Source organism: Mesorhizobium sp. WSM4828 (assembly GCF_055811175.1).
In genome coordinates, this window is record NZ_JBVVQK010000015.1 from 31,482 (window position 1) to 56,648 (window position 25,167).

21 protein-coding genes and 1 riboswitch are annotated in these 25,167 nt (G+C 61.5%); of the genes, 6 read left to right on the forward strand and 15 right to left on the reverse strand.

Features of this window, described 5'->3' with window-relative positions; genetic code table 11:
* Nucleotide 1: 1 nt before the first annotated feature.
* The 4 genes from thiS to AC0L2X_RS18185 form a co-directional block, all read right to left on the reverse strand.
* A complete protein-coding gene (gene thiS / locus AC0L2X_RS18170) occupies nucleotides 2-199 on the reverse strand; it encodes a sulfur carrier protein ThiS (RefSeq protein WP_111545250.1) in 198 nt (65 codons plus the stop codon).
* On the reverse strand, nucleotides 168-1,169 hold the full coding sequence (gene thiO, locus AC0L2X_RS18175) for a glycine oxidase ThiO (protein WP_473600158.1): 1,002 nt from the start codon (nucleotides 1,167-1,169) through the stop codon (nucleotides 168-170). The genes thiS and thiO overlap by 32 nt, the downstream gene beginning before the upstream one ends.
* The gene (thiC, locus tag AC0L2X_RS18180) at nucleotides 1,166-3,001 is read right to left on the reverse strand and encodes a phosphomethylpyrimidine synthase ThiC (RefSeq protein ID WP_473600159.1); all 1,836 of its coding nucleotides are present in this window, start codon (nucleotides 2,999-3,001) and stop codon (nucleotides 1,166-1,168) included. The genes thiO and thiC overlap by 4 nt, the downstream gene beginning before the upstream one ends.
* A 103-nt stretch (nucleotides 3,002-3,104) precedes the next feature.
* A riboswitch (TPP riboswitch) is annotated at nucleotides 3,105-3,221 on the reverse strand.
* A 243-nt stretch (nucleotides 3,222-3,464) separates the two neighbouring features.
* On the reverse strand, nucleotides 3,465-4,625 hold the full coding sequence (locus AC0L2X_RS18185) for a porin (protein ID WP_473600160.1): 1,161 nt from the start codon (nucleotides 4,623-4,625) through the stop codon (nucleotides 3,465-3,467).
* 838 nt (nucleotides 4,626-5,463) lie between these two features.
* Here AC0L2X_RS18185 and AC0L2X_RS18190 point away from each other — a divergent pair.
* Both AC0L2X_RS18190 and AC0L2X_RS18195 read left to right on the forward strand, forming a co-directional pair.
* Nucleotides 5,464-5,796, forward strand: coding sequence for a helix-turn-helix domain-containing protein (locus tag AC0L2X_RS18190; RefSeq protein WP_473600161.1), 333 nt, complete (start codon nucleotides 5,464-5,466; stop codon nucleotides 5,794-5,796).
* A complete protein-coding gene (locus tag AC0L2X_RS18195) occupies nucleotides 5,793-7,079 on the forward strand; it encodes a type II toxin-antitoxin system HipA family toxin (protein WP_473600162.1) in 1,287 nt (428 codons plus the stop codon). Before AC0L2X_RS18190 ends, AC0L2X_RS18195 begins: the two co-directional genes overlap by 4 nt.
* A gap of 487 nt (nucleotides 7,080-7,566) precedes the next feature.
* Here AC0L2X_RS18195 and AC0L2X_RS18200 read toward each other — a convergent pair whose 3' ends face one another.
* The 10 genes from AC0L2X_RS18200 to AC0L2X_RS18245 all read right to left on the reverse strand — a co-directional run bounded on the left by AC0L2X_RS18200 (nucleotide 7,567) and on the right by AC0L2X_RS18245 (nucleotide 19,203).
* Nucleotides 7,567-9,213: an MFS transporter gene (locus tag AC0L2X_RS18200; protein ID WP_473600163.1), complete on the reverse strand. Its 1,647-nt coding sequence runs from the start codon at nucleotides 9,211-9,213 to the stop codon at nucleotides 7,567-7,569.
* A gap of 350 nt (nucleotides 9,214-9,563) precedes the next feature.
* Nucleotides 9,564-10,547 carry a beta-ketoacyl-ACP synthase III gene (locus AC0L2X_RS18205; RefSeq protein WP_473600164.1) on the reverse strand — a complete coding sequence of 328 codons (984 nt, stop codon included), beginning with the start codon at nucleotides 10,545-10,547 and terminating at the stop codon, nucleotides 9,564-9,566.
* Nucleotides 10,544-11,809 carry an adenosylmethionine--8-amino-7-oxononanoate transaminase gene (locus AC0L2X_RS18210; protein ID WP_473600165.1) on the reverse strand — a complete coding sequence of 422 codons (1,266 nt, stop codon included), beginning with the start codon at nucleotides 11,807-11,809 and terminating at the stop codon, nucleotides 10,544-10,546. Before AC0L2X_RS18210 ends, AC0L2X_RS18205 begins: the two co-directional genes overlap by 4 nt.
* On the reverse strand, nucleotides 11,809-12,444 hold the full coding sequence (gene bioD / locus AC0L2X_RS18215; RefSeq protein WP_473600166.1) for a dethiobiotin synthase: 636 nt from the start codon (nucleotides 12,442-12,444) through the stop codon (nucleotides 11,809-11,811). Before bioD ends, AC0L2X_RS18210 begins: the two co-directional genes overlap by 1 nt.
* Nucleotides 12,441-13,580 (reverse strand): 8-amino-7-oxononanoate synthase, encoded by a 1,140-nt coding sequence (locus tag AC0L2X_RS18220; protein WP_473600167.1) that lies wholly within the window; start codon nucleotides 13,578-13,580, stop codon nucleotides 12,441-12,443. Before AC0L2X_RS18220 ends, bioD begins: the two co-directional genes overlap by 4 nt.
* Entirely contained in the window at nucleotides 13,577-14,545 is a 969-nt protein-coding gene (bioB, locus tag AC0L2X_RS18225) for a biotin synthase BioB (protein ID WP_473600245.1), read from the reverse strand. Before bioB ends, AC0L2X_RS18220 begins: the two co-directional genes overlap by 4 nt.
* A 231-nt stretch (nucleotides 14,546-14,776) precedes the next feature.
* Nucleotides 14,777-15,658, reverse strand: a complete 882-nt coding sequence (gene nadC, locus AC0L2X_RS18230) for a carboxylating nicotinate-nucleotide diphosphorylase (RefSeq protein ID WP_473600168.1) — start codon at nucleotides 15,656-15,658, stop codon at nucleotides 14,777-14,779.
* 1 nt (nucleotide 15,659) lies between these two features.
* The gene (locus tag AC0L2X_RS18235) at nucleotides 15,660-17,201 is read right to left on the reverse strand and encodes an L-aspartate oxidase (RefSeq protein WP_473600169.1); all 1,542 of its coding nucleotides are present in this window, start codon (nucleotides 17,199-17,201) and stop codon (nucleotides 15,660-15,662) included.
* Nucleotides 17,198-18,172, reverse strand: a complete 975-nt coding sequence (gene nadA / locus AC0L2X_RS18240; RefSeq protein WP_473600170.1) for a quinolinate synthase NadA — start codon at nucleotides 18,170-18,172, stop codon at nucleotides 17,198-17,200. Before nadA ends, AC0L2X_RS18235 begins: the two co-directional genes overlap by 4 nt.
* A 65-nt stretch (nucleotides 18,173-18,237) precedes the next feature.
* Nucleotides 18,238-19,203, reverse strand: a complete 966-nt coding sequence (locus AC0L2X_RS18245) for an NUDIX hydrolase (protein ID WP_473600171.1) — start codon at nucleotides 19,201-19,203, stop codon at nucleotides 18,238-18,240.
* Between the two features lie 165 nt (nucleotides 19,204-19,368).
* Between AC0L2X_RS18245 and panB the strand changes: the two genes are divergently transcribed.
* The 4 genes from panB (at nucleotide 19,369) to AC0L2X_RS18265 (ending at nucleotide 22,657) form a co-directional block, all read left to right on the forward strand.
* Complete coding sequence (panB, locus tag AC0L2X_RS18250; RefSeq protein WP_473600172.1) at nucleotides 19,369-20,205, forward strand: 3-methyl-2-oxobutanoate hydroxymethyltransferase; 837 nt, start codon at nucleotides 19,369-19,371, stop codon at nucleotides 20,203-20,205.
* The gene (panC, locus tag AC0L2X_RS18255; RefSeq protein ID WP_473600173.1) at nucleotides 20,202-21,101 is read left to right on the forward strand and encodes a pantoate--beta-alanine ligase; all 900 of its coding nucleotides are present in this window, start codon (nucleotides 20,202-20,204) and stop codon (nucleotides 21,099-21,101) included. The genes panB and panC overlap by 4 nt, the downstream gene beginning before the upstream one ends.
* Nucleotides 21,102-21,207: 106 nt before the next feature.
* Entirely contained in the window at nucleotides 21,208-21,933 is a 726-nt protein-coding gene (locus AC0L2X_RS18260; protein ID WP_473600174.1) for a LuxR family transcriptional regulator, read from the forward strand.
* Nucleotides 21,934-22,027: 94 nt separating this feature from the next.
* A complete protein-coding gene (locus AC0L2X_RS18265; RefSeq protein WP_473600175.1) occupies nucleotides 22,028-22,657 on the forward strand; it encodes an acyl-homoserine-lactone synthase in 630 nt (209 codons plus the stop codon).
* Between the two features lie 1,870 nt (nucleotides 22,658-24,527).
* Here AC0L2X_RS18265 and AC0L2X_RS18270 read toward each other — a convergent pair.
* Entirely contained in the window at nucleotides 24,528-24,917 is a 390-nt protein-coding gene (locus AC0L2X_RS18270; RefSeq protein ID WP_473600176.1) for a hypothetical protein, read from the reverse strand.
* Nucleotides 24,918-25,167 lie beyond the last annotated feature (250 nt).

Genomic DNA, 25,167 nt, shown 5'->3' on the forward strand with positions numbered 1-25,167 from the left:
TCTAGCCTCCCTGCATGGGCGAGAGAATTTCGATCCGATCGCCGTCGCTCAACTGGAATTCCGCCCGGTTGGCCTTGTGCACGAGGTCGCTGTTGACGGCGGTCGCCAGCCAATCGCCTTCATAGTCGAGCGCGGCAAGCAGTTCGGCCAGTGTGGTCGCGGCAACCTCATGCGCTTCGCCGTTGACGGTCAATTTCATGAGCAAGCTCCTTGGTTCTGTCTTGACTGAAAATCAGGTCGGCAGCCTGGCGCGCCATGGTGGGGGCGAGGAGAAAGCCATGGCGATAAAGCCCATTGATCGCGACGGTGTCTCCGCTCGTTTCGACGCGCGGCAGGTTGTCGGGAAAGGCCGGACGAACGCCGACACCGGTTTCAACGATCTCGGCCTCGCCAAAGGCCGGATGGAGGGCATAGGCGGCCCCCAGCAGCTCCATCATGGAACGCGCCGTGACCGGTCCGGCGGACTGGCTCTCAATCATCGTCGCGCCGATCATGAACTGCGTGTCGGCACGCGGCACGGCATAAAGCAGAAAGCGAGGATGAAGCAAACGGACCGGGCGCGACAGCGAAATATCAGGCGTGCGCAGGATCAGCATTTCGCCGCGAACGCCGCGCAGCCGGTCGTCTTCCGCCGCCATCCCCGTGCAGTCGATCTGACGATCGAAACCGGAGACGTGCCGGGCATCGGCGCCGAAGCGCAATTCGACACCCATCGCCGCCAGCCTGTCATGAAGTGCCGCCATCGCCTGCCGCGGGTCGAGATGCGCTTCGTCGGGGAAGAGCAGTCCGCGCCGGAAGCGGCCGGCGAGGTCGGGCTCCAGGATCGCAATTTCGTCTTCATCGACAAGCCGATGCCCCGACGTGCGACTGGCGAACCGGTCGAGCTCGCCGGCATCACGCGGTGCGGCCACGACCAGCGTTCCGGCCCGTGTGACCTGACCCGGCAGTACCGCATCCCACCAGTCGGCGGCGTCGCGTCCGAGATCCAGCACCGGCTGCTCGGCGCTCTCGCGCTCGCACCATGGCGCCAGCATGCCGCCGGCGAACCACGACGCATTGCCGCCAAGGCAATGTCGCATCTCGGCGACTGTGACCGTCGCGCCGCGAGCGGCGAGCTCGAAAGCGGCGGTGAGGCCGGCGACGCCGGCCCCTTTGACCAGCACCCTCATGGTCGCTCATGCGCCTGTGGCATGAGCGGCGCGCCGGTCTCGTCCGCCGGCACATAGAGATCGCCGCCCTCGCGGTATTTCGCCGCCATCGCTGCCATGCCCTCTTTCTGTGCCTCGGCGCGGATGTCGTGAGAAATACGCATGGAACAGAATTTCGGCCCGCACATAGAGCAGAAATGCGCCAGCTTGTGCGCCTCCTTGGGCAGGGTTTGGTCGTGGAAGGAGCGCGCCGTTTCGGGGTCGAGCGACAGGTTGAACTGGTCTTCCCAACGGAACTCGAAGCGCGCGCGCGAAAGGGCATCATCCCTAACCTTTGCCGCCGGATGGCCCTTCGCCAGATCGGCGGCATGGGCGGCGATCTTGTAGGTGATCACACCAATCTTGACGTCGTTGCGATCGGGAAGGCCGAGATGCTCCTTGGGCGTGACATAGCAGAGCATGGCGGTGCCGAACCAGCCGATCATCGCAGCGCCGATGCCGGAGGTGATGTGGTCGTAGCCTGGCGCGATGTCGGTCGTCAGCGGCCCAAGCGTATAGAACGGCGCCTCGCCGCAGACGGCGAGCTGCTTGTCCATATTCTCCTTGATCTTGTGCATGGGGACATGGCCCGGACCCTCGATCATCACCTGGCAATCCTTCGCCCAGGCGATCTGCGTCAGCTCGCCGAGCGTTTCCAGCTCGGCGAATTGCGCCGCGTCATTGGCATCGGCGATCGAGCCGGGACGAAGACCGTCGCCGAGCGAGAAGGACACGTCATAGGCGCGACAGATGTCGCAAATTTCCGCGAAATGCTCGTAAAGGAAGCTTTCCCGGTGATGGTGCAAGCACCATTTGGCCATGATCGAGCCGCCGCGCGAGACGATGCCCGTGACCCGGTCGATGGTCAGCGGGATGTAGTGCAACCGCACGCCGGCGTGGATGGTGAAATAGTCGATGCCCTGTTCGGCCTGTTCGATCAGCGTGTCGCGGTAGACCTCCCAGGTCAGGTCCTCGGCAATGCCGCCGACCTTTTCGAGCGCCTGATAGAGCGGCACCGTGCCGATCGGGACCGGCGCATTGCGCACGATCCAGTCGCGGATGTTGTGGATGTTGCGGCCGGTCGACAGGTCCATCACCGTGTCGGCGCCCCAGCGGATCGCCCAGACCATCTTTTCGACCTCTTCGGCCATCGACGACGTGACGGCGGAGTTACCGATATTGGCATTGATCTTGACCAGGAAATTGCGGCCGATGATCATCGGCTCGCTCTCCGGGTGGTTAATGTTGGCGGGAATGATCGCCCGTCCGCGCGCCACCTCGTCGCGGACGAATTCCGGCGTGACGAAATCGGGAAGCGCCGCGCCAAAGGCTTCGCCATCGCGTTGCAGCTTGCCGCGGACGATCTCGCGGCCGAGGTTCTCGCGGATGGCGACGAACTCCATTTCGGGCGTGATGATGCCGGCGCGCGCATAGGCTAGCTGGGTCACCGCCTTGCCCGCCTTGGCCCTGAGCGGTCGGTTGCGAACGGGAAATTCCGGCGTCAGGCGCTCGCCCGCCGCAAATCCGTTGTCCTCCGGCCGGACGTGGCGGCCCTCATAGGCCTCGACGTCACCGCGCGCTGATATCCATTCGTGACGAAGCCGGGCAAGACCCTTTTTGATACTAATTTCGACGGTGGGGTCCGTATAGGGGCCAGACGGATCGTAAACGGTGACGGGCGGCTCACCGGCCGTCGGATGGACGGAGATTTCGCGCATCGGCACCTTGATCTGCGGGTGGATGGCACCGGGCTTGTGGATTTTCCGCGAGGCGGGCAGCGGTCCCGTCGAGACAGCGGGAGTGAGGGCATTCATCTTGAGGCTCCTTTGCTCATGCATTGGAGACCCAGTTCTGTGCCGGAAGGATGAAAAGACGCTTCTGTCGACCTGCCGAAACAGGACCTCGGGCGTAAACTCCCTCAAAGCGCTTGCACCGTCCCTACGCCAGTATGAACTGGATCAGGTTCAACGGGTCACTGCGCCGCGAAAGCCAGCAGTATCTCAGCCCCTTGCCGGGACTCCCCTGGTGAATGCGTCAGGTTGAACGGGCCGGCTCCGATTTGTCAAGCGCATTCGGGCCGAGGCGATGATCGGTAGCCGGTCAGACCATATGTCGGCGACAAACCAGGCGTTGGAGACGAAGACATGGATAAGGGGTCGCAAACGGTTGAACTAAAGATCGGTCCTTATGATGATTACGCCTTCAATCGGCACCGAAGGTTTGCGCGTAAATCGCCTTCGGGCGATCCGCTGGGGCGCCGACACCAGATGGAGTTGTTTAAAATGAGCTTTGGAATCGGAGTGTGCCGCCGAGGCTGTTCTTTTTGCCGACGTGAGTCCAGTTCACGCGGGAACGGTCGACCGCGCCTACGCCGAAGTTGCTGTAGTGGTCATAGTCGACTTCGGCTGTGACTGTGAAACCTGGAACGACCAAGTAGGCGACGTTTGCAGCCACACCAGAGTTCCTGAACTGATCACCCGAGACCTGAAGGTTGAACGAAGTTTTCTCGTTGAGTGTGTAAGTGGAGCCGGCCCAGAAAGCCCAGTTGCCGCTCCAAGTTTTGTAGAAGCCGCGACCGTGAGCGGCGACTGCATTGGTTGGGTCATCGTTGAGATTGCCAATGGAGCCATAGCCGAACATTCCGAATAGCGACAGGTCATCTGTGACATTGACATCGACGCGGACCTTGCCGGCCAAAGCATCGTAGTTGCTGTCACGGGCGATTACGCCGGTGATCGCGCCCCAGCCCTGCGTCTGTTTTACGCCGAAGACGACGTGCGGAACATGGCTGTCGATAGTACCGACTACACCCGACCCTTGTTCAAGTGAAACCAGAGCCGAAAAGCCATTGCCGGCATCGAAGTAATACTGGGCCACGTTGGTATCGAAGTCGCCGTACGGAACGAGTACGTTATTGAGGACGTTCCCGGCGTAGCCTGTAAACGTGTCGAAGGCCGACTCGTCCTTACCAACTCGGAGGCCACCAAGCTGGATCCAGGCGGAAGCCAACTTGACGCCGCTGTTGAAGCCATAGTTCTGAGGGCTGTCCGGACCCGGATGAGCGTTGCGGTTGCCGAAGTTCACGCGGTTTTCAGTATAGGTCTTCAGTGCACCGAGTTCGGTCTCCTGGCGCGTCCAAGTTTTGAACGTGAAACGCGCGTTGTTTCGCCAGGTGCCCTGAGCCTCGCCAGGGCTCCCATCGGTGGTTCTTGCCCCGTCATAGGATCGGACATCGCCGAGGCCGACGTCGTAACGGATGTAGCCGCCGATGCGCAGGCAGGTCTCGGTGTCGGGGATATGGAAGTAGCCCGAACCGTAGACGTCGCAGATCTTGACGTATTCGGTCGGGTCCGGCGCAGAGACTTGGTCCGCCGCGCGAGCGACGGAAACGGAGATCAGGGCCGCAACTGAGCCGAGAAGAAGGCTGCTTACGATCATTCCGGATCTCCATTCAAAGGTTAAAAGATAATCATCAAGATGAGTTCTCGTGAATGCTAAAAGTTCGTAATTGAACGTTTGAAACTTTTTGTTGCACAAAAACGAACTGCTCAAACGACTGGAGATTAACGGAAGAACAACTGTGCTTGGTCATGCATTGCCCGAAAAAGGTGGGATTCGACCTGTGTCAGGCTCAAAGAAAGGCAGGACGCCTATTGCTTTGCCCCGCTGCGCTTCCACACAGCTGTTCAGCCATTCAGTTAGATTCAGCACTTCTGAACCAATCGCCATTATTCATCTCTGCTATTTGTGGGTTGGGCGTCGGCGTTCGATGCAGAGCAGCAAGCGACGTGCCATACTGAAGAGGTAGCTCGCGCTGACATTTAAATGCCCGGCGCAACTTCGTCGTGCTCCCTTCTTTTTTGCTTTTTGGGGGTCAGGCTGAGCACCCGAGCAGACGTTTGGGACACGGCTCGTATGTTTGATATGTGACACTTTCGTTCGATACCGACAGCACCTGTTTGCTGTGAAGCTCGGGTCGAGACAGGATGCGGCGGCGCCGCTCGGTACGTCAGGCTGGAACCCGCTGCAGCACACATCTGGATCGTGCCAAGCATGGCCCGTTTTCGTTTTGCAGCGGCGCAATCGTTCACACCCCTGTGCGACTCACCTGGCGCTCATTGCGGATCGGATGGATGCATGCTCACGAGAGTAGTGTGGTTGGTTGCAACGCCACCGCCTTGTCGATTCGGTCAAACAGGCCAACTCTCGACAGATCACGGGTTAGGGCTTATATAAAAGCCCTAAAAAGAGTTAAGGCCCTTTTTATGAGACAAACATGCGCTCAACAGTGACAGATACATTGCCTCCCAGAGTCAAGAGGGCGCTTGGCAAGCTCGGCGCCGACATTGCGCTCGCCCGTAAGAAGCGCAGCCTGACGATCATGATGATGGCGGAACGAACGGGTGTCGCAAAGAGCACCTATCTGAAGATCGAAAAAGGAGACCCGACCGTCGCTATGGGGGCCTACGCCATGACCTTTTTCGTTCTGGGCTTTGATGAGGCTTTGGCGCAGATCATCGACGCGCATCGCGATGAGCAAGGCCTGCTCCTCGACGCCGAACGTTTGCCCAAAAGGGTAAGGGCGCGGAAGCCACCGGGTGCAATATGAGACGTTCTATTGCTGTTCACATTGGCGAGGAAGCGACGCCACTGGGCAAGTTGCGCTATGACCAGCAGGGTGCCCGCGAAAGCGCTGCGTTTGAATACGATGCAGGCTGGCTGAGAGCAGCGGAAGGCTTCTCGATCGAACCCGGTCTGCCACTCGTCACAGGCCCTCAATTCCATCGAAAGACCCGCGACGGATCCGTGTTCCACAACGCGATCGCCGACACAGAGCCTGACGGATGGGGCCGGCGTGTCATCCAGCGCGACCACGCCAAGCGTCGCCAAGAGGCGCGCCGGGCGGGAAATGGCGCCGAGACGCGGCCTCTGAACGCGATGGATTACCTCTTGGCAGTGGATGACATGAGCCGCATTGGTGCGCTCCGCTTGAAGGACGAAGAGGGCCGTTACCAAAGAACGGTCGAGGAGGGGCGACGCACCACGCCGCCGCTCATTGAAATCAGCCAACTCCTCGCAGCGACGCACGCCGTCGAGACGAACACCGAGACGGCAACGGATCTCGCCTATTTGCGTGGACGTGGCACGTCCCTTGGTGGCCTTCGTCCGAAATGTTCTGTTGTGGACGACGACGGACGCCTCGCTATCGGTAAGTTTCCGAGCGTTGCCGATGATCGCTCTGTCACAAAGGGCGAAGTGCTTGCTATGACTTTGGCCAGAAAAGCCGGCGTGGATGCTGCTGAGACACGTCTGCTCGACAGCGACGGCGCCCCTGTCGCGCTCATACGGCGTTTCGATAGGACTCCGAACGGCAATCGACTCATGTATATCTCGGCCGCCACGATGATCGGAGCAGAGTCAGGGGACGTTGGCGAGCATAGCTATACTGAACTCGTGGATGTGCTTCGTCAGCACGGCAGCCAGCCAGCGGCCAACATCGAAGAGCTTTGGCGGCGCATCGCGTTCTCGATCCTTATCACCAATGTCGATGACCACCTCCACAATCAGGGCTTTCTCCATGTGCATCGCGGGCAATGGCGCCTGGCGCCTGCATTCGACATCAACCCGTTCCCTGAGCGCGTGCGAGAGCTGAAAACCTGGATATCCGAGGAAACTGGGCCCGAAGCGACTGTCGACGCACTGATGTCGGTAATCGCTTATTTCCGGATCAGGAGCGATCGAGCGAAGACGATACTCGCAGAAGTCGAAAAGGCGGTTGCGTCATGGCGTGAGGAGGGGCGGGCGCTTGGGATGACCCCCCAAGAACTCGATAGCTTCACCGACGCGTTCGAACATCGGGAACGGCAAGCCGCCCAAAGGGCGCAGCAATGATCCTGAAAGCTTGCCGTTCGCGGTTAAGATGGCGTCCTGCAAGGACGTCAAGGCGACTGGTGCTCCGTTTCGCCCGCCCTCACTCCATGTCCGGCGCCGAAAGGTCGAGCGCCAGCGCCGCCCTCGAACAGGCCTGGTTCCGGCTGGCCCAGCGCCAGCCAGTAACGAGTCAGATCCTCCTCTGCCAGTCTCTGAGTCGCACAGCGCTGCTGAAGCGCACGTCGAACGTGATGCTGATCGGCTTGTGCGCAGGCGCGACCAGCAGCGCTCGAAACCCATGCCCTCCTTCTTGCCGTCGCGCGCCGCATCGAAGATGGCCCAGAATGGACCGTTCCTGCCCCGGCCTCGAGCCCCGCGGCGGCATAGGTATTCGCGAGAGAGCGCCGGACGCATAGGCTCCGCGTACTGGCGATGCGGCCTTCGCGCTGGTTGAAGTCGACCGGCGCGGCAGATCCCAATGCGCGATGCGATCGCTTTCGTGATCACGTCACCTCGGAGGGCGAGAAAAGATTGCTGAGGCACGGGTACGAGCTGCCTCAGTCGTTCGTTCGATCGAAAGCACTGTGTGCGGAGGACGCTCTCCATAGTGCAGTGCCAGGAGACGCTGGCCGACTTCGTTATCCGCTGCCGTGAGCCGATGATTCAGGCGAAGAAAGTCCATCCAGGTTGGCGTGCGAAATGTCTCTGTCCAAATCGAAGGCGTTTGAAGATTGCGCTGGAGTGTCCAGTTTCGCGCACCGGCACGGCTCTGAACATGGCGCCTTGCGCGCATGTGGCCCAGAAAGGTCTCGATATTCTCTTCGGATATAAGATACTCGACCTTGACCACTATGGGGCCACTCCTGGGCTTCAACTCGAGTGCCAGCTCCGGCGGGTGAAAATCCGAACTCTCCTGATCCGTTTCTTCCCATGGACGGACCGGCAACAATATTCCCGCAGCTGCAACGAGCAACAGAGCGCCTGCGGAACCCTCCAAGGCCCAGTCTAGCGAGTAGTTCTGTGCGACAGTACCCCAGATCCAGCTGCCGGCCGCCATCCCGCCTGCGCTCAAGGCGTAGTAGATCGACAGTGTGCGGCCAACGACCCACCTTGGGCTTGCCAGTTGCACCGACACGTCAATGCCCGTCCAGGTGATAAGCCAACCCGCGCCACCAAGTGCCAGCGAAATGGCCGCCACAGCGACTGACGATGTGAGTGCAAGGGAAAGACAACATGCTGCACAAGCAACAGAGGCGAAGGACACCAGCCTGTTTTGAGACGTGATCCGCCTTAGAAAGCTATTGCTCATGCCGGCGATGAACGCACCCATGCCGAACCCGGCCAGCAAGATGCCGTAGATGATTGGGCCGCTCTTCAGCTGATCCCGGACGACTAGCGGGAGCAGCGCAAGGATGGAGATGCTTGCCAACCCGAAAAGGGTTGCACGGGCAATCGCTGCCCTGATTTCCAAGGACATTACGGTGAAGCGCACTCCGTCATGAATTGCCATCGTCATGCGCTCACGAGGGAGAGGTGAAGTGCGAACATTCCATCTGGTGCGCCATATTGCGGTCAGCGGCGCCAGATCGCTCAGCGCTGCCAACGCGAAAGCGGCCAGCGGCCCAAAAAATGCCAAGACCACGCCCCCCAAAGCCGGACCAACGCTGCGCACAATGTTGTATCCGACAGACATAAGCGTCACCGCAGCCGGGATGTCGCGCTTATGAAGAATATCGCCAACAGAAGCGTGCCAGGCCGGATCATTCAAGGCAAAGCCGCAGCCGGCCAGGAAACCTAATCCGAGAATTAGCCAGGGACCTGCAAATCCCAGACCCACGGAAATCATCAGCGTCGTTGATGCCAATGCTATCAGGCAGTGCCCCGCAAACATCACCCATCGGCGGCTGAAGTTGTCGGCGATGGCTCCGGCCAAGATCGAAAGGAAGAACACCGGTAAGGTCGATGCGGCCTGCACGAGTGCAACCATCAGATCCGAAGCGGAAATCGTGGCCATCAGCCAACTGATGGCGACCGTTTGCACGAGCCACCCGAGGCTGGATATTTGTGTGGCCGTCCAGATCGAGCGAAACACCTGGTTTCGAAATGGAGCGAGCGTTGTTGAGACAGGCAGATGAGTATTTTTTTCGGACTGCATGACGGTTGACGCCTTCGAGGGCCGCTTATTCAATTCACGGCTGCCACTACTGCCGTTACGATGGTGATTGATGGATCAGAAGGGCCGACATATCGATTGGGATGACTTCGTCGCAATGAGGAGGGCGCGCATGAGTTCGGATACCTCCGCTCTCCTGAACTGGTGCCAACCACTCCTCGCCCCACCAAGGTAGCCTCGCAGATCGTCCTGCTCGACAAGAAATCGTCTGCAGGGTGATCTCGCTCGTTGACCGAGCCAGCGCCCAATAACTTGCCGGCGAGTACTTTTTCGCATTGAGCCCGTGGTGCTAGCGTCATTCGTCACTAATCCTGTTCATGGCCGTCGTACCGCTAAATGCCGAGGATGAGGGCGCCTCCGGTGAGGCCGGCACCCGCCGCCGCAAGGAGAATCTTTTCGCCCGCGCGAAACGGCTGCGTCCGATGGGCGAGCGACAGCGACAGCGGGATGGTCGCGGCGGAAGAGTTGCCGTAGTCGGCGATCGTCTTGACGATTGCCTGATCCGCTATTCCGAGGTTCCTCCCGACCACATCAAAGATCCGAGCGTTGGCCTGATGCGGCACGAAACGATCAATGTCTTGCGGCAGCATTCGGGCAGAAGTGAGCGCGTCCTGCGAGCAGGCCGTCATCATGTCCACGGCCTTGCTGAACACTTCACGGCCGTCAGTGATGGTCATCCGGGTCTGCGCCAGATCCAGGTCGCCATGGAACGGCGTGTTGCTTCCGCCGGCGGGAATCTGGATCAGCCCGTAGCGCGACCCATCCGAATCCACCGAAGCGCCGAGAATGCCCCGATCCGGGTCGCTGCACGGGCCTATCACCATGGCGCCGGCGGCGTCCGCAAACAGCACGGCACTGGCGCGCTCCGCCGGATTGATGCGACGGCTGAGGATATTGGCGGCGATGACAAGGCTCGCCTTCCCGTGCAGACGGGTGAAGCCTTCGGCGAACATCAGCGCATAGATGAAGCCGGCGCAGGCGCCGGTCAGATCGATCGCGCCGGCGCGGCTGAGCCCCAGCCGATGCGCGACCAGCGGCGCGCTGGGCGGCAAGAGGTGATCGGGTGTCGAGGTGGCAAGCAGCAAAAGACCGATGTCGCCGCGGTCGATGCCGGCATTCGCCAGCGCCATGTCGCCGGCGTGCGCGGCAAGACCCGACAGCGTGTCTTGGTCCGTTGCCCAGAAGCGCGAGCGTATCCCGGTCCGCTGCTCGATCCAGCCGGCCTCAAGCCCGAGACGGATTTCGATTTCCGAATTCTCGACCTTGCGCGACGGCGCATGATGACCCAAGCCGAGAAAGCGCGACGATCTCATCATGGCCGGGAACCGAAGCGTTCGCCGGCCTCCTCGATGGCGTCATACAATCGGTCGAGTTCCTCTCGGGCGATGCAATATGGCGGCAGAACATAGAGCACATTGCCGAGCGGGCGCACGAGCAGCCCGCGGTCGAGGAAGAAAGCGCGCAGCTTTGGTCCGATCTCGGCCAGATAACCGGCCGAGCCGGCGCACAGATCGAGAGCTGCGATCGTGCCGGTTGCCCGGCAGTCTGTGAAGTTGGTATTGTTGCGAAAGCGTCGAAGTCCGGCGGCCTGCCCGGCGCTCAAGGCCGCAATCCGCTCCGCCACCGGCTCCTCCCGCCATATCTCGACATTGGCAAGTGCAGCGGCGCAAGCGATCGGGTTGGCGGTGTAGGAGCTCGAGTGGAAGAACGTCTTCTGCCGGTCCTCGGAATAGTGGGCCTGGAAGATCGCATCGGTCGCGAGCGTGGCCGCCAGTGGGATCGCGCCGCCGCTCAAGCCCTTCGAGGTGCATAGTATATCCGGAGAGATCGACGCCTGCTCGCAGGCGAACATGGTTCCGGTGCGCCCCCAGCCGGTCATCACCTCATCGGCGATCAGCAGCGTGCCGGAGGCGTCGGCGACCTTTTTCAATTCGGCCAGAACCCAGGCCGGATACATCAGCATGCCGCCGGCGCCAAGCACTAGCGGCTCGACGATCAGCGCGGCGGCGCGGCGGTCGCGACAGAATGCCTCGAACCGATCTAGCGTTTCCTGCTCGCGCCCTGCGGCCGGAAACGGAATGGTGTCGACCTCGAACAGCAGGGGTTCGTAGGCGGCGTTGAACACGCCGCGGGCTCCGACGCTCATCGTGCCGATCGTATCGCCATGATAGCTGTGTTCCATGACGACGATGCGCGAACGCGGCGCGCCGATGTTGCGGTAATAGCCGAGCGCCATCTTCAGCGCGACCTCTACGGACGTCGATCCACTGTCGGAATAAAAGACCCAGTCGAGGCCTGCCGGCACTATTTCGATCAGCGCCGAGGCCAATTGCTCTGCCGGCTGATGGGTGAGTCCGGCGAAGATCACCTGGTCGAGCATCTCCGTCGCAATCCGGATTGCTTCCATGATCTGTGGATGGCGGTGGCCGTGGGTGACCACCCACCAGGAGGAGATCGCATCCAGGATACGCCTTCCGTCATTCGTCTGTAGCCAAGCCCCTTCCGTGCGGACAACGGACGGGATGGCCGGCTCAATCGCGTGCTGGGTGAATGGATGCCAGACCCGCGAACGCGACATCATTCGCCTCCGGCTATCTGGGCAAGGTCGAAGCCGGCAACCATGGCCTTCCGCAGAGTTTCGCGCGTCAGCGGAACAAGGTGTGGCAGCCTGCCGAGCTGACGCACCGAGCCGAATTCTGTGATTGTCCTTTGCGTGTCGGCCACCTCTTCGCCGATAAAGGCGATGCCGATCAGCGGGATGGAGCGAGTTCGCAGGGCTTCGATCGACAGCAGGGTGTGGTTGATCGTGCCGAGCTCGGTGCGGGCGCACAGAATAACCGGCAGCCGCCATTCAGCGAAGATGTCAAGAAAGCTTGTCTGTCGGTTGATCGGCACCATCAGTCCTCCAGCGCCTTCGATGACGAGCGGTGTCGGCAGGACCGGAAATGAAAGATCGGCAGCTTCGATCGAGACGCCGTCGATTTCGGCTGAACGATGCGGCGACAGCGGGCTCTTCAAACGGTGGGCTTCCGGCAGCACGCGCCCTGACGGCAGGCCGGCGAGCCGTTCAACCACCTCGCTGTCGGTCTCCTCATCGAGACCCGATTGCACGGGCTTCCAGTAGAAGCCGTCGAGCAGGCCGGCGAGCCCCGCCGAAAAGACCGTTTTGCCAATTCCGGTATCTGTTCCGGTGACGACGATACGCTTGGTCATGCCGAGGCCAACACCGCGGCGAGAGTCTCGACCATGGCCGAAATGTCAGCGTGGCCGACATTCAGGGTCAGCGAAATGCGCAGCCGCGACGTGCCCTCCGGCACCGTCGGCGGACGAATGCCGCGTATGTCGAAGCCGCGGGCCTGCAGAGCCGCCGCGACCTCCATTGTGCGCGTCACCTCGCCGATCACAAATGGCTGGATCTGCGAACCGTTGAGCTTTGCGCCGCAACGCTCGGCCAGTTGCCGGCTTGCGAAGGCAACGTGCTCATGCAGCTGAACGCGGCGCATCGGCTCGTCGACCAGCATTGCGAGCGCTTCGCGGGCCGCTACGGCCATGAGCGGCGAGGGCGCCGTGGCGTAGATGAAGGGCCGGCAGCGGTTGACAATATAGTCGCACAGCGTTCCTGGCCCGGTGACGAGCGCGCCGGACGCGCCGAGCGCCTTGCCGCATGTATGCAGCGCGACGATGTTGTCGCGGCCCTCGAACGCGGTGGCAAGACCGCGGCCGTCCGGTCCCCAGACCCCGGTGGCATGTGCCTCGTCGACGACTATGAATGCCTCGTGCCGATCGGCAAGGGCGACCAGGCTGTCCATCGGCGCGAAGTCGCCATCCATGCTATACAGGCTTTCGACCGCGATCCAGATATGCCCCATGCCACCTTTGGCGCGCCAGCGCCTGATAGCATCCTCGAAAGCATCAACGTCATTGTGCGTGGGCGACCTGAACTCGGCCCGTCCGGCCCGCGCCCCTTCGTGCATGCTGGCATGGGCGAGTTCGTCGAGGATCAGCAGGTCGCCCTTCTGCGGCAGGGCGGTCAGCAGGGCAAAGTTGGCGATGTAGCCGCTGCTGAAGAACAGCGCCCGCTCGGCCCCGAAGAACGACGCCGCATCTGCCTCCAAGGCCTCATGCTCCGGCGCGTTGCCGCGCAGAAGCCGCGATCCGGTTGAGCCGACCGGGGTGCCCCGCGCGATTGCCGCCCCCACTGCCTCGCCAAGTCTCTTCGAGGCGGCAAGCCCGAGATAGTCGTTGGACGAGAAGTCGAAGCCGACGCGCGGCGCCAGTCTCCGCAGCCGGTCCTTGCGTGCCAGTCCCTGCAACGTGGCTTCATAGCGGGCTAGCGGTTGCCCGTTCATTTCGCCTCGCATTGCATCGACTCGATGCCGAGACGTCTAAATAGGCGCATATCCTTGTCCTCGCCGGGATTGTCGGCTGTCAGCAGCGTGTCGCCGACAAAAATGGAATTGGCGCCGGCAAAGAAGCACAGCGCCTGCGTTTCGTCGCTCATCGCCGTCCGTCCGGCAGAGAGCCTTACATAGGACTTCGGCATCATGATGCGGGCGAGCGCAATGGTACGGACGAAATCAATCGGATCGATGGGTTCGGCCTCGGCTAGCGGGGTGCCTTCGATAGGGATCAGCATGTTGATCGGCACGCTTTCCGGCGGCTCGGGCAGGTTCGCGAGCGTGACCAGCATGTCGATGCGATCGGCCTTTTCCTCTCCCATCCCGACAATGCCGCCGCAGCAGACCTTCATGCCAACTTCGCGCACGTGCCTAAGTGTTTCAAGCCGGTCGGCAAAGGTCCTGGTTGAAACAACCTCCCCGTAATAGCGCTCGGACGTGTCGATGTTGTGGTTGTAGTAGTCGAGACCGGCCGCCTTCAGGCGCTGCGCCTGACTGAGGTCGAGCATGCCAAGCGTCATGCAGGTCTCCATCCCGAGTGCCTTCACGCCCTCGATCATGGCGACCAAGGCGTTCATGTCGCGCTCCTTCGGACTGCGCCAGGCAGCCCCCATGCAATAGCGGGTTGCGCCCGCATCTCGTGCCTTGGTCGCTTCGTCGATGACACGACTGACCTCCATAAGCTTCGACGCCTTGAGGCCGGTTTCGTAATGCGCAGACTGGCTGCAATAGCCGCAATCCTCCTGGCACCCGCCGGTCTTGATGCTGAGCAGCCGCGACAGCTGCACCCGGTTGCGATCGAAGTTCTGCCGATGGACGGTCTGAGCCAAGAAGAGCAGATCGTTGAACGGCATGGCTTGGATAGCCTCGGCTTCTTTGCGGCTCCATCGGGCTAGGGCTCCATCGATCGTTTGCATGGCCTGGTTCACGTCGCACTCCGAGTTCTTCATTCCAGTCGTCATCGTCAAAGCCTCTGTTGCTGATCAGCGAGTGCGCTCAGGAGTCCGTCGAGTCGCGAGCCCGTCTGATATGGCTCGTCGCGAGCGCAATACCGCAGGTTTAAAGGGTGAGCCGAATGGGGGCGCAGGCTCCTTCGAGCCTCTTGCGCCGCGTGCAGTCCGAGCCTGTTGCTCCTCATTCCGTTTCCGCTAGTTCAAGTGAGTGCAGATGTTCGCGTGGCCCGGCATGTCTAGACCGATGTCGAGGATCGGAGCGCTGTGTGTGAGCCATCCGACCGAGATGAGGTCGACACCCGTCGCAGCAATCGACGGAGCCGTTTCCAGTGTCACCCGACCAGAAGCCTCTGTGATGGCGCGGCCAGCGACCAGTGCCACGGCGCGGGCAATATCCTCAACCGACATGTTGTCCAGCAGCACTGCGTGGACGCCCAGCGCGAGCGCTACATCGAGTTGCTCCAGAGTGTCGACTTCGACCTCGACCTTCACCATGTGGCCTGCGGTGGCGCGTGCTCGCTCTATTGCCGTGCGAATGTCGCCGGCGATGGCGATGTGGTTGTCCTTGATCAGCACGGCATCATCGAGCCCGAAGCGGTGATTGGCGCCGCCGCCGACGCGCACGGCATATTTCTCCAACGCGCGCAGGCCGGGCGTCGTCTTTCGCGTACACACGATCTTCGCCTTGTGGCCACGCACGGCCTTGACCATCGTCGCTGTGGCAGTGGCGATGCCACTCAGGCGGCACAGAAAATTGAGCGCCGTGCGCTCGGCGGTGAGCAGACCTCGCGCCGGTCCGCACAGCTTGGCGATAGTCTCGCCCGCCGCGACATCGCTGCCGTCAGCTCGCCAGATGTGCATGTCGATTGCGGGATCGACGAGCGTGAAAGCGAAGGCGGCCAGATCGAGCCCGGCAACGATTCCCGTCTGTCGCGACTTGAGCACCATGGTGGCCGTGCAATCATGCGGGATCACCGCATCGCTGGTCAGGTCGCCGCATCTGCCCAGATCTTCCAGAAGAGCAGCGCGCACGATCGGTTCGATCAGGGCGGAGGGAAGGGGTGAGATTGACACCATGTCAGGTGCTCCGTTTCGGTGCTCGCCAGCTGAGTGCGACCGCGGCCTGCATTGCGGTGCGCAGTGTCAGCCGTGCCGGGCGCGCGTCTGCATCGCGCCCGGGGAAATCGGACCGACAGTGCGAACCGCGGCTCTCTTCGCGCCGCAGGGCCGCGATGGCGATCATCAGCGCGACCAAGGCTGGGTCCGAGGCAGCGCTGCCGTGGGCTGCAATCGGCAGCAAGGTCGCCACCGCCTCGCGTAGCGTCTCGCCATCGCGGATGATGCCGAGCGCGGCGGAGACGACTGGGCGGATGCCGGAGGCGTCTGGCCGTCGAGGCACAGATGTTGAACATACGCGCGGTCGCCGGGTATGGGATACGCCGGCAACGCTTTCAGCAACCCAGCTCGCGGTGACCACCGCTTCGGTGAGCGAATTGCTGGCGAGGCGGTTAGCGCCGTGCAGTCCGGTACATGCGACCTCGCCGCATGCCCACAACCCCTCGACGGAGCTGCGGCCGGCCGCGTCAACAGCAACGCCGCCCATGTGATAATGAGCCGCCGGGCGTACTGGGATCGGGTCGACGGAGGGATCGACGTCTGCCTCGCGGCACAAATGGGCTATGGCCGGAAAGCGATTGCCAAATCTCGGACCGAGGCATTGCCGGGCGTCCAGGAACACTCGGTGCCCGCCAGTTATCTGTTGCCACACCGCACGCGCGACCACGTCGCGAGGTGCAAGCTCGCCGCCCGGCGTTTCAGCCAGGAAGCGTTCCCCTGCTTCGTCGATAAGCACCGCGCCTTCGCCGCGAACCGCCTCGCTCACCAATGGCATCGGCCGGCGCGGACCGTCGAGCGCGGTCGGGTGGAACTGCACGAATTCCAAGTCGGCGAGCTCCGCCCCGGCCAAGGCGGCGAGCGCTAGCCCGTGCCCGCATGAGCCAGGCGGATTCGTGGTATCGCAAAACAGGCCGCCGATGCCGCCGGTTGCCAGCACCGCCCGACGTGTAGGCAAGACGATCGTGCCGGTGCGCGAAACTGCGAGCACGGCGATGATTCCCCCGTCTTGCAGGACGAGCCGGCGAGCCTCCATATTTTCCAGGACGGTGATTGAGGCTGTGCACCGCACCGCGGCGATGAGCGCGCGGACCAGCTCGCGACCCGTGGCGTCGCCGTCAGCATGAACGATCCGCCGATGCGAGTGCGCCGCCTCGAGCCCGAGCCGCAACTGCCCGTCAGGGTAGCGGTCAAAGGCGAGGCCGAAGTCTTCGAGGGCCTTGATCGCTTTGGGCGCAGCTCGGACAACTCGCCGCGCGGTCGCCTCGTCGCAGAGCCCATCACCGGCTTCAAGTGTGTCGCAAAGATGAAATTCCGGGCCGTCCTCGCCGCCGAGACTTGCCGCAAGACCACCTTGGGCGAGCGCACTGCAGACTCCGGTTCCGAGCGGCGCATTGGACAGAAGCACGACCGGCTCCGGCGCCAAATGAAGCGCCGTCATCAGGCCTGCCACGCCAGCGCCTATGATGATTGGCGCCCCGCCGATGTCGTGAATGTCGCAGCTCATATCGAAAGCATGCGCTCGACCGCCAGGCGCGCGCGGCTGGCGGTCCCGGGCTCGATCCGGACCTCGTGCCGGTTCTCCTCAAGAGCGGAGCGAATATTGGCGAGCGTAATGCGCTTCATGTGCGGGCAAAGATTGCAAGGGCGCACGAACTCGACGTCGGGATGCGCGACCGCGATATTGTCGCTCATCGAACATTCCGTCATCAGGACTACGCGTGCGGGCGTTTCTCGTCCGACATATTCCGACATGGCGGCGGTCGAGCCCGAGAAATCCGCCTCTAGGACAACTTCTGGCGGACATTCGGGATGGGCGAGCACGATGATCCCTGGATGTGCATTGCGCAGTTCCCGGATGTCGGCAGGGGTGAAGCGCTCATGCACCTCGCAACGACCCTTCCAGGCGATGATCCCGACCTTCGTCTCGGCGGCGACGTTCTTGGCCAGATATTCATCGGGCAGCATGATCACACGCGGCGCGCCGAGCGATTCCACCACCGCCTTTGCGTTGCCCGAGGTGCAGCAGATGTCGGACTCGGCCTTCACGGCGGCGGAAGTGTTGACGTAGGTGACGATTGGCACGCCGGGATAACTCTGTCGCATCAGCCGCACGTCTTGTGCCGTGATCGAGTCGGCCAGCGAGCAACCGGCGCCCATGTCCGGGATGAGCACGGTCTTGTTCGGGTTTAGCAGCTTGGCCGTCTCGGCCATGAAATGCACGCCCGCAAGCACGATGACTTGCGCCTCCACTGTCACAGCCTTGCGTGCCAGCGCCAAGCTGTCGCCGACAATGTCTGCCACGCAATGGTAAATCTCGGGCGTCTGATAGTTGTGCGCCAGGATGACGGCATTGCGCTCACGCTTGAGTGCGAGGATGGCTTCGATATCCTCGACGAAAACCGGCCATTCAATCGGCGGGATCACGCGACGGACGCGTTCATAGAGGAACGCGGCCGTAGGCAGCACGGCGCTCATTGATGCCCCCGCTTATACTCTAGTTGAAGATAACCGGCATATACTTGCCGTGAGTATAAGGGATGTCAACCCCGCGCCAACGGCAATTTTGTCCCGGCGATGGCCCTTTCGTCGAGAACGGCGTGGCGAAAGCGGTAGAGCTTCGCCGGTCGACCTCCTGTCTCGGCGGTGGTCTCGCCAGTCTCCTCCACCAGTTCCTGCTGCTCGATCAGGCGCCGAAAATTCGGCTTGTGGATGAGCCTGCCGGCGAGCGCCTCCACGGTCCGCTGCAGCTGCAGTAGCGTAAAGGTCGGTCGCATAAGCTCGAAGACGACTGGGCGGTATTTGATCTTGGAGCGCAGCCGCGCAATGCCCGTTGCCACGATACGGCGATGATCTGCGACCATGGACTTGCTCGGCACCAGGGGAAGTGGCGGCGTTTCCCCTCCGCTTGCAGCCTCTTGGACCAGGCCTGCCTCATAAAGTAATTCATATCGCTGAAGCACGAGCTCCTCGTTCCAATAGCGGTCGTCGAAGCCAAAGGCGATCGCTGCCCGCTGTCGGCGCTCGCGTCGCGTGGCCGCGTCGCTGGCTCCGTCAGCCCAACCGATCAAGCGCGGTCGCACAACATCCAGCACCACCGGCGGGATGCCGGAGCGGTGGTCCTCCCACGGGAAATAGTCGTACCAGCTTTGCCACCCGCACTTGGATGAGCCCGTCGCCTGTTCTTTGCTGGTCAAAGCGAGATAGCTGATGGAGATGACGCGCTGCTGGCGTTCGGCGCCGATTCGGTCCCGATCGGCGAAGGTGTAGAGTTGCTCGATGTACCCCAAGGGCTGACCAGTCTGCTGCTCGACCCACCCCCTCAACCCGGATTGCGGCGACCGGTGCTCAAGCGCAAATGGTCCGGAGGGCAGGGTGTCAGCCTGACCGATAGTGAGGAGGCAGGGTTCACTTTCATTTAGGGCCACGACAACGGCGATCAGGTCCACTTTGACTTCGTCCGCCTTGCGGGCTTTGTCTTTCCTCGTTCCTGTTGCCTGATCGTCCATGTTCGTGACCTGAGCTCGGACGCATTAATCGATTTAATTGTAAGCGTGGCTGTTCGCACGTCAACACCGCACAGCCGCATCCCCTTTTTTTGCTCTTCGCACTTGCACAAAAGTGTGCCAAACGCGACACCTTCGGCGAGTAACGCTAGGGAAGGAGGGGGTGGATTGAGCGCAGCTGGTGACCCAAAGGGAATTGCACCACCGGATATTCGGATGCGGAAAGGCAAGACGCCACTCGTCTGCCTGACTGCATATACCACGCCGATCGCCAGTTTGGCCGATCGACACTGCGACATCGTTCTCGTGGGCGACAGCGTCGGCATGGTACTGCACGGCCTCTCGTCGACGCTGGGCGTCAGCCTGGACATGATGATCATGCACGGCCAGGCGGTGCGCCGCGGTCTGGCGCGAGCGTTGATGGTCGTAGACATGCCATTCGGCTCTTATGAAGAAAGCCCTGAGCAGGCCTTCCGCAACGCTACGCGCCTGATGGTGGAGACCGGTTGTGCAGCGGTGAAGCTCGAGGGCGGCCAGACCATGGCCGAGACGATCCGCTTCCTCGCCGTGCGCGGCGTGCCTGTCATGGCCCATACCGGGTTGACGCCGCAGGCCGTCAATACTTTCGGAGGCTACCGGGTCCAGGGGCGGGGAGATGATGCCGAGCGCATCAGGCGCGACGCCGGTGCAGTCACGGAAGCTGGCGCTTTCTCGGTGGTGCTGGAGAAAGTGCCCGAGCCGCTCGCACGGCGCATCACTGCGGAGATCGCCGTCCCCACAATCGGCATCGGCGCCTCGCCCGCCTGCGACGGCCAGATTTTGGTCAGCGATGATATGCTCGGGCTGTTCGGCTCTTTCCGGCCGAAATTCGTCAAACGCTACGCCGAACTAGGCAACCAGGCCGATGCGGCGATTGCGGCTTATGCCGCTGACGTGAGGGAACGGCGCTTTCCGGCGGCCGAACATCTCTACGCCGAGGAGACGAAGGCCGGAGACGTCACATGAGCGTGCCTATCGTTCGAACCGTTGCCGAACTCCGCGCTGTTGCCGCGGGATGGCGTCGCTCGGGCGCCCGTGTCGCCGTTGTGCCGACCATGGGGGCCTTGCATGAAGGCCATCTGAGCCTCGTGCGTGCCGCGCTTCAGAAGGCTGAGCGGGTAGTGGTGACGCTGTTCGTCAATCCCAAGCAGTTCAACAGTGCCGCCGACCTTGCCGCCTATCCCCGGACGGAAAACGAAGATGCTGCCAAGCTTGTGCCGACAGGCGCACATCTGCTCTATGTGCCGGATGCAGACGAGATGTATCCAGCGGGCTTCGCCACGACCGTTTCGGTATCAACTCTCAGCGAGGGCCTGTGCGGCGCCTTCCGGCCCGGCCATTTCGATGGCGTGGCGACGGTCGTGGCCAAGCTCTTCCTGCAGACCGGCGCTGACTTCGCCTGTTTTGGCGAAAAGGATTTCCAGCAGCTGCAGCTTGTCAGGCGCATGGTCCGCGACCTCGATATTCCCATGGCCGTGGTCGCATGTCCAACAGTCCGCGAACCCGATGGTCTCGCGCTATCGTCGCGCAACGTCCGGCTCTCGCCAGCAGAACGCGCCGTCGCGCCAAAGCTGGCTTCGGTCTTGCTCGACACGGCTGAGCGGCTTGCGCGCGGCTCCCCTGTCCTGCCCATGCTTGATGAAGCGCGTGCAGCAATTCTGGCGGCAGGCTATCGCGAGGTCGAGTACCTGGAACTCCGTGACGAAACGGACCTGCAGCCTTTAGCAAAGGTTGACCGACCGGCACGCTTGCTTGTCGCGGCTTGGCTCGGCGACACACGGCTCATCGATAACGTCTCAACATCCCCGGTCGGTACGTGGCCAGGTTCGCGGCGTTCGCTTCAAGTGGAAGCTGCAAAGTAATGCTGGTGATGATGGCGGCCGAATCGTCCGCGCCGCATCGATGCGGGGTCGTTTAGACCCGGTTTCCGCCGCATCGAGCAACATTCGGGAGGTTGCGCAAGGGCCGATGTATCGCGTATTCGAAAACTTCGTCGAGCAACTCTCTGCAAGCGTCGATGCTGTCGATCTCCATGAGGCAATGGCGTCCGCCGCAGCTGGATTCGATTTTCCGCTCTTTGCCTATTTCAGTTACCGGTCCGCCTCCGACCAGACGCCGCGGTTGATTTCGAATTATCCATCATCCTGGACATCAAACTATCTGCAACTGCGCTACCACAGCCATGATCCGGTGATCCTGCGCGGGCTGCAAGGCTGGGATACTTTCGATTGGGGCGTGGATCGACCCCGCCAGTGTCTGCCGGCCTCGCAGCAGGAAATCCTGGAAAAGGCAGCTCACTTTGGCATTCGCGGCGGATTGACCATGTCAATGCATGACTATCGCGGCCGGTTTGCGTCGCTGACCTTCGCTTCCGACCAGTCCCGTCCGCCTCTTTTGCGGTCACTGACACGTTACGAAAAGGCATTGCAGCTGGTCGCAATCAGCTTTCATATACACGCCCGGCGCAGGCTAGCCGAAGATTGCGTAGTGGATGGCATAACGCTGACCCCGCGGGAGTTCGAATCGCTGAAATGGGCGGCGCGCGGTAAGTCGGCCTGGGATATCAGCCAGATCCTCGGCGTTTCTAAACGCACCGTGACCTTCCATCTGGAAAACGCCAAGGCAAAGCTTGGAGTGCGAACCATCAACCAGGGCGTGGCGCGGCTGACTGCTTCCCGTCAGTGGAGATCCTGAGTCCTTTTGTCGGATAGCTGTAAAGGTCTACAGGCTGCATCAATGTCGGCTTTGCTCTTCGATGGCGGGAACACATCCTGCACGGAGGCGACAAATGATGCAGCTGATAACACCTGAACTCTACGGCGAGTTTTCAAACGAGCTCAAAGAAATGCACGGGCTCAGGCATCGGGTGTTCAAGGAAAGGCTGGATTGGGAAGTTCAGACCGAAAGCGAGATGGAAACAGACGCATTCGACAGCCTGAACCCCATCTATTTGCTTCTCAAGGGAGCCGACTGGCGAATTTGCGGTTGCGTCCGTCTTCTGCCGACCACCGGACCGACAATGTTGCGCGACACCTTTCCGATGCTGCTGGGTGAGACTGCGGCGCCCGCGAGTGCCCGCATTTGGGAGAGCAGTCGTTTCGCACTCGATCTCCCTCCATCAGCGCCTAAGGCTGGTGGACTGGCTCAAGCAACCTACGAGCTCTTCGCCGGCATGATCGAATTCGGCTTGGCGAACAATCTCACTCGGATTGTGACAGTTACCGATACGCGCATGGAACGGATCCTGCGTCTCGCAACGTGGCCGTTGTCGCGCATCGGACAGCCGAAGCCGGTCGGTAACACGGAGGCCGTCGCCGGCTTTCTCGAGATTTCCCACGCTAGCCTCTTGCGCATCCGCTGGAAGGGACGTCTGAACGGACCGGTGTTATGGCAACCGGTTCTCGGCCTGTCGGCATAGCGCCTGACGATGCTCAGCCTGACCAATACTCCTGCCCGCGGGCGCTACGAACTGTCGATGCTGACCGGACTGGCGTAGTTGCGAAGGTTACGACCTTCCGGTCAATTCCCCCGCACGGCCTGGCCCGGGAGTTCATCGGCGCAATCCGCAACCCAGCGTGACACGCCGAATGGCGCCGCCCGGCGCAGACACCCGAGTTTTTGGACGTCGTAAAGCCCGGATTTATTGACGCCGTCGAAAAGCAGCGGAACCTTGCACAGGGCAGTCAACGCCTGCAACGCTGGACCTCTCAGCGGTGCCATCTGACAACCCAAAAAAGCCCCGGCGCGGGATCGATGCGCCGGGGCTTTGGGCACGTACGAGCTACACCAACATGTCCACTTATGAACGTGCGCTAATAAAGTGAACGAATGGTGAATCGCGCAATAGGTCGCTGAACGCGGCTCGTATTCATGCTCCCATGTGAGAAGCGTTGCTGGCATGGATCAACGCTGCCGCAGGCCTAAGGGCGCACGCTCAAAGCTGGGCTGAAGCCCGCAGGATCGCGGCTATCGGCGACGGGCCTGGACACGACAAGACTCGTCGCGGAGATGTCCGTCATGCCGCCCCTTTTCGCAACTCGAGGCCGCACAGTGTTCAGACTCGCCCGTAGGGTGACCACGTTTTGTAGCCGGTCCCACCGAACGCCCGCGATGCGCACAGCTGCCCGGTCGCCCTCGTGCTACATTGACGACCGGTGAATGGTGGCTCCGACATGGCCAGGGAGCTGTCACGACGGCCATGGATCCAGCGCTCAGCAAGCATCGAGTTCCTGCTCAAGAAGTTCGGCGATGGGCAGCCGCCGGGCAGCGACTGGTACGGTACACCCTATCAGCCCATTTTAGGCAGGCAGGTTCTTCGGACTTGATCAGAACCAGTTCAACCGCCATATACCGGCCCGGCCGCCAGTCAGGTTGCCCATGGACGAGACCGAACCGGTCGATTGACCCATTTATTCGACTAGCTACGAGCGCCAACTCAGGACGAACTCTCCCGAGCTGTCAGGCGCCTTTGCTCTCCTTCGAGGTGGTATATGAAAGATTCGCGCATTCCCGAGCCAGTCTTGACGGCTATGTTGGAGGGAACCCACATCATCCGTGCTTACCGTGAGCACCTCGGATATTCCGTCGAGGACTTGGCGGTGGCGTGCGGGCTAGCCGCTGAGGAAATCCTGAATATTGAGTCCGGTCTGAGATACCACAAGGGTTATCGAGATCGGATCGCGAAATCGCTGTCAATACCCGTGGGAATTCTTGAGGCGGACATATTGGACGCGGCCTGATCAGGGGGAAGACTCGTTGCCCGTTGGATCTGTCGGGGAGCAGGTCGCGTACGAATCAACTGAATTGGTGTTCCGCTGGCGACAAGATTAATAAAAGAACGGAACCACCGATAAGCGCATGATTCTCCTAAGGTATCATTGCTCATCTGTTGATTTTAGAGGGGCAGCGGCGGCAATGGCGCCTTCGCCGAAGCGCCGGCGTTGCCCCGAGGAGTTGCGCGAGCGATCGACCTCCAGGCTCATAATCAACGCGCCGCTCTAAAGCGGCGGCACGCGCGTTGAGGCGTGGCTCTGCAGAGTTCGGGCGGGCGCCGATTGCACTTTTCCGGCTGGCGCGCAACCTAACCGCCAAGCAGTCGCACCGGCGGAACATTTTCGCGCCAACCCCTGCAATGTGAAGTAGGCCACTGGGGAGCTCGGCTCGTGCGCCGGAACGTGATCGTCGCGCTCTTCCTGGTCGTGACACATCCGCGCGCTGCAGAGCGTCGATGCCAGCTGCTCGGACGCCCAGGCGGATGTAAAAATCCACAGATGCATCCAGGTCATATACTAGCTGCCAACCATATGACCCGCCTTTCGCAAGGCGCCTAGGAAGAGACCGGCATGGATGATGACGTCAATCTTGGCCTGCATCGAGAGGGGCATGCTGGTCCAGTTCTCCAATGGCGAAAGGAAATGTGAGAAAGTGCCATTGACCATACAAGAGCGGGTGACAAGGCCTTGTCTGTCTAACGCGACCACGCCCGTCTGGTCGCCTCGATATCGGATGCCTGCGATCCGCTGGACCTCCGGGTCGCCATCGACCCGCACGTCGAAAACCAGGACACCCTGGCTCCTCGTGGCTATCTCTGCGGCTTTTTGGTTGAAGCTTAGGGAGAGTGAGCGGACGCTTTCGACCGCCATCTGGAAAATCGCGAAATCCAGTTCATCCAACGCCATCAGGCTATTGCGCGCAATATAGGGGTGATTGCAACGACGCACACGGCTTGTTCACAGGTGTCGGCTCACGATCAATCCTTTAGCTGGTTGGCCGCTCGGCCACCGACGGATTCGTGTTCCAGTTCGAACTAATGCTGAAGCGGGGCGCGCGCACTGTCCTTGAACTTGGGCTTTGCACTACCGACGTTGACGAACTCCTTTCCTTTCTCGTTGCTTCGCCAATTCGCGGGTGGCCGGGGCGTCTGCTCTC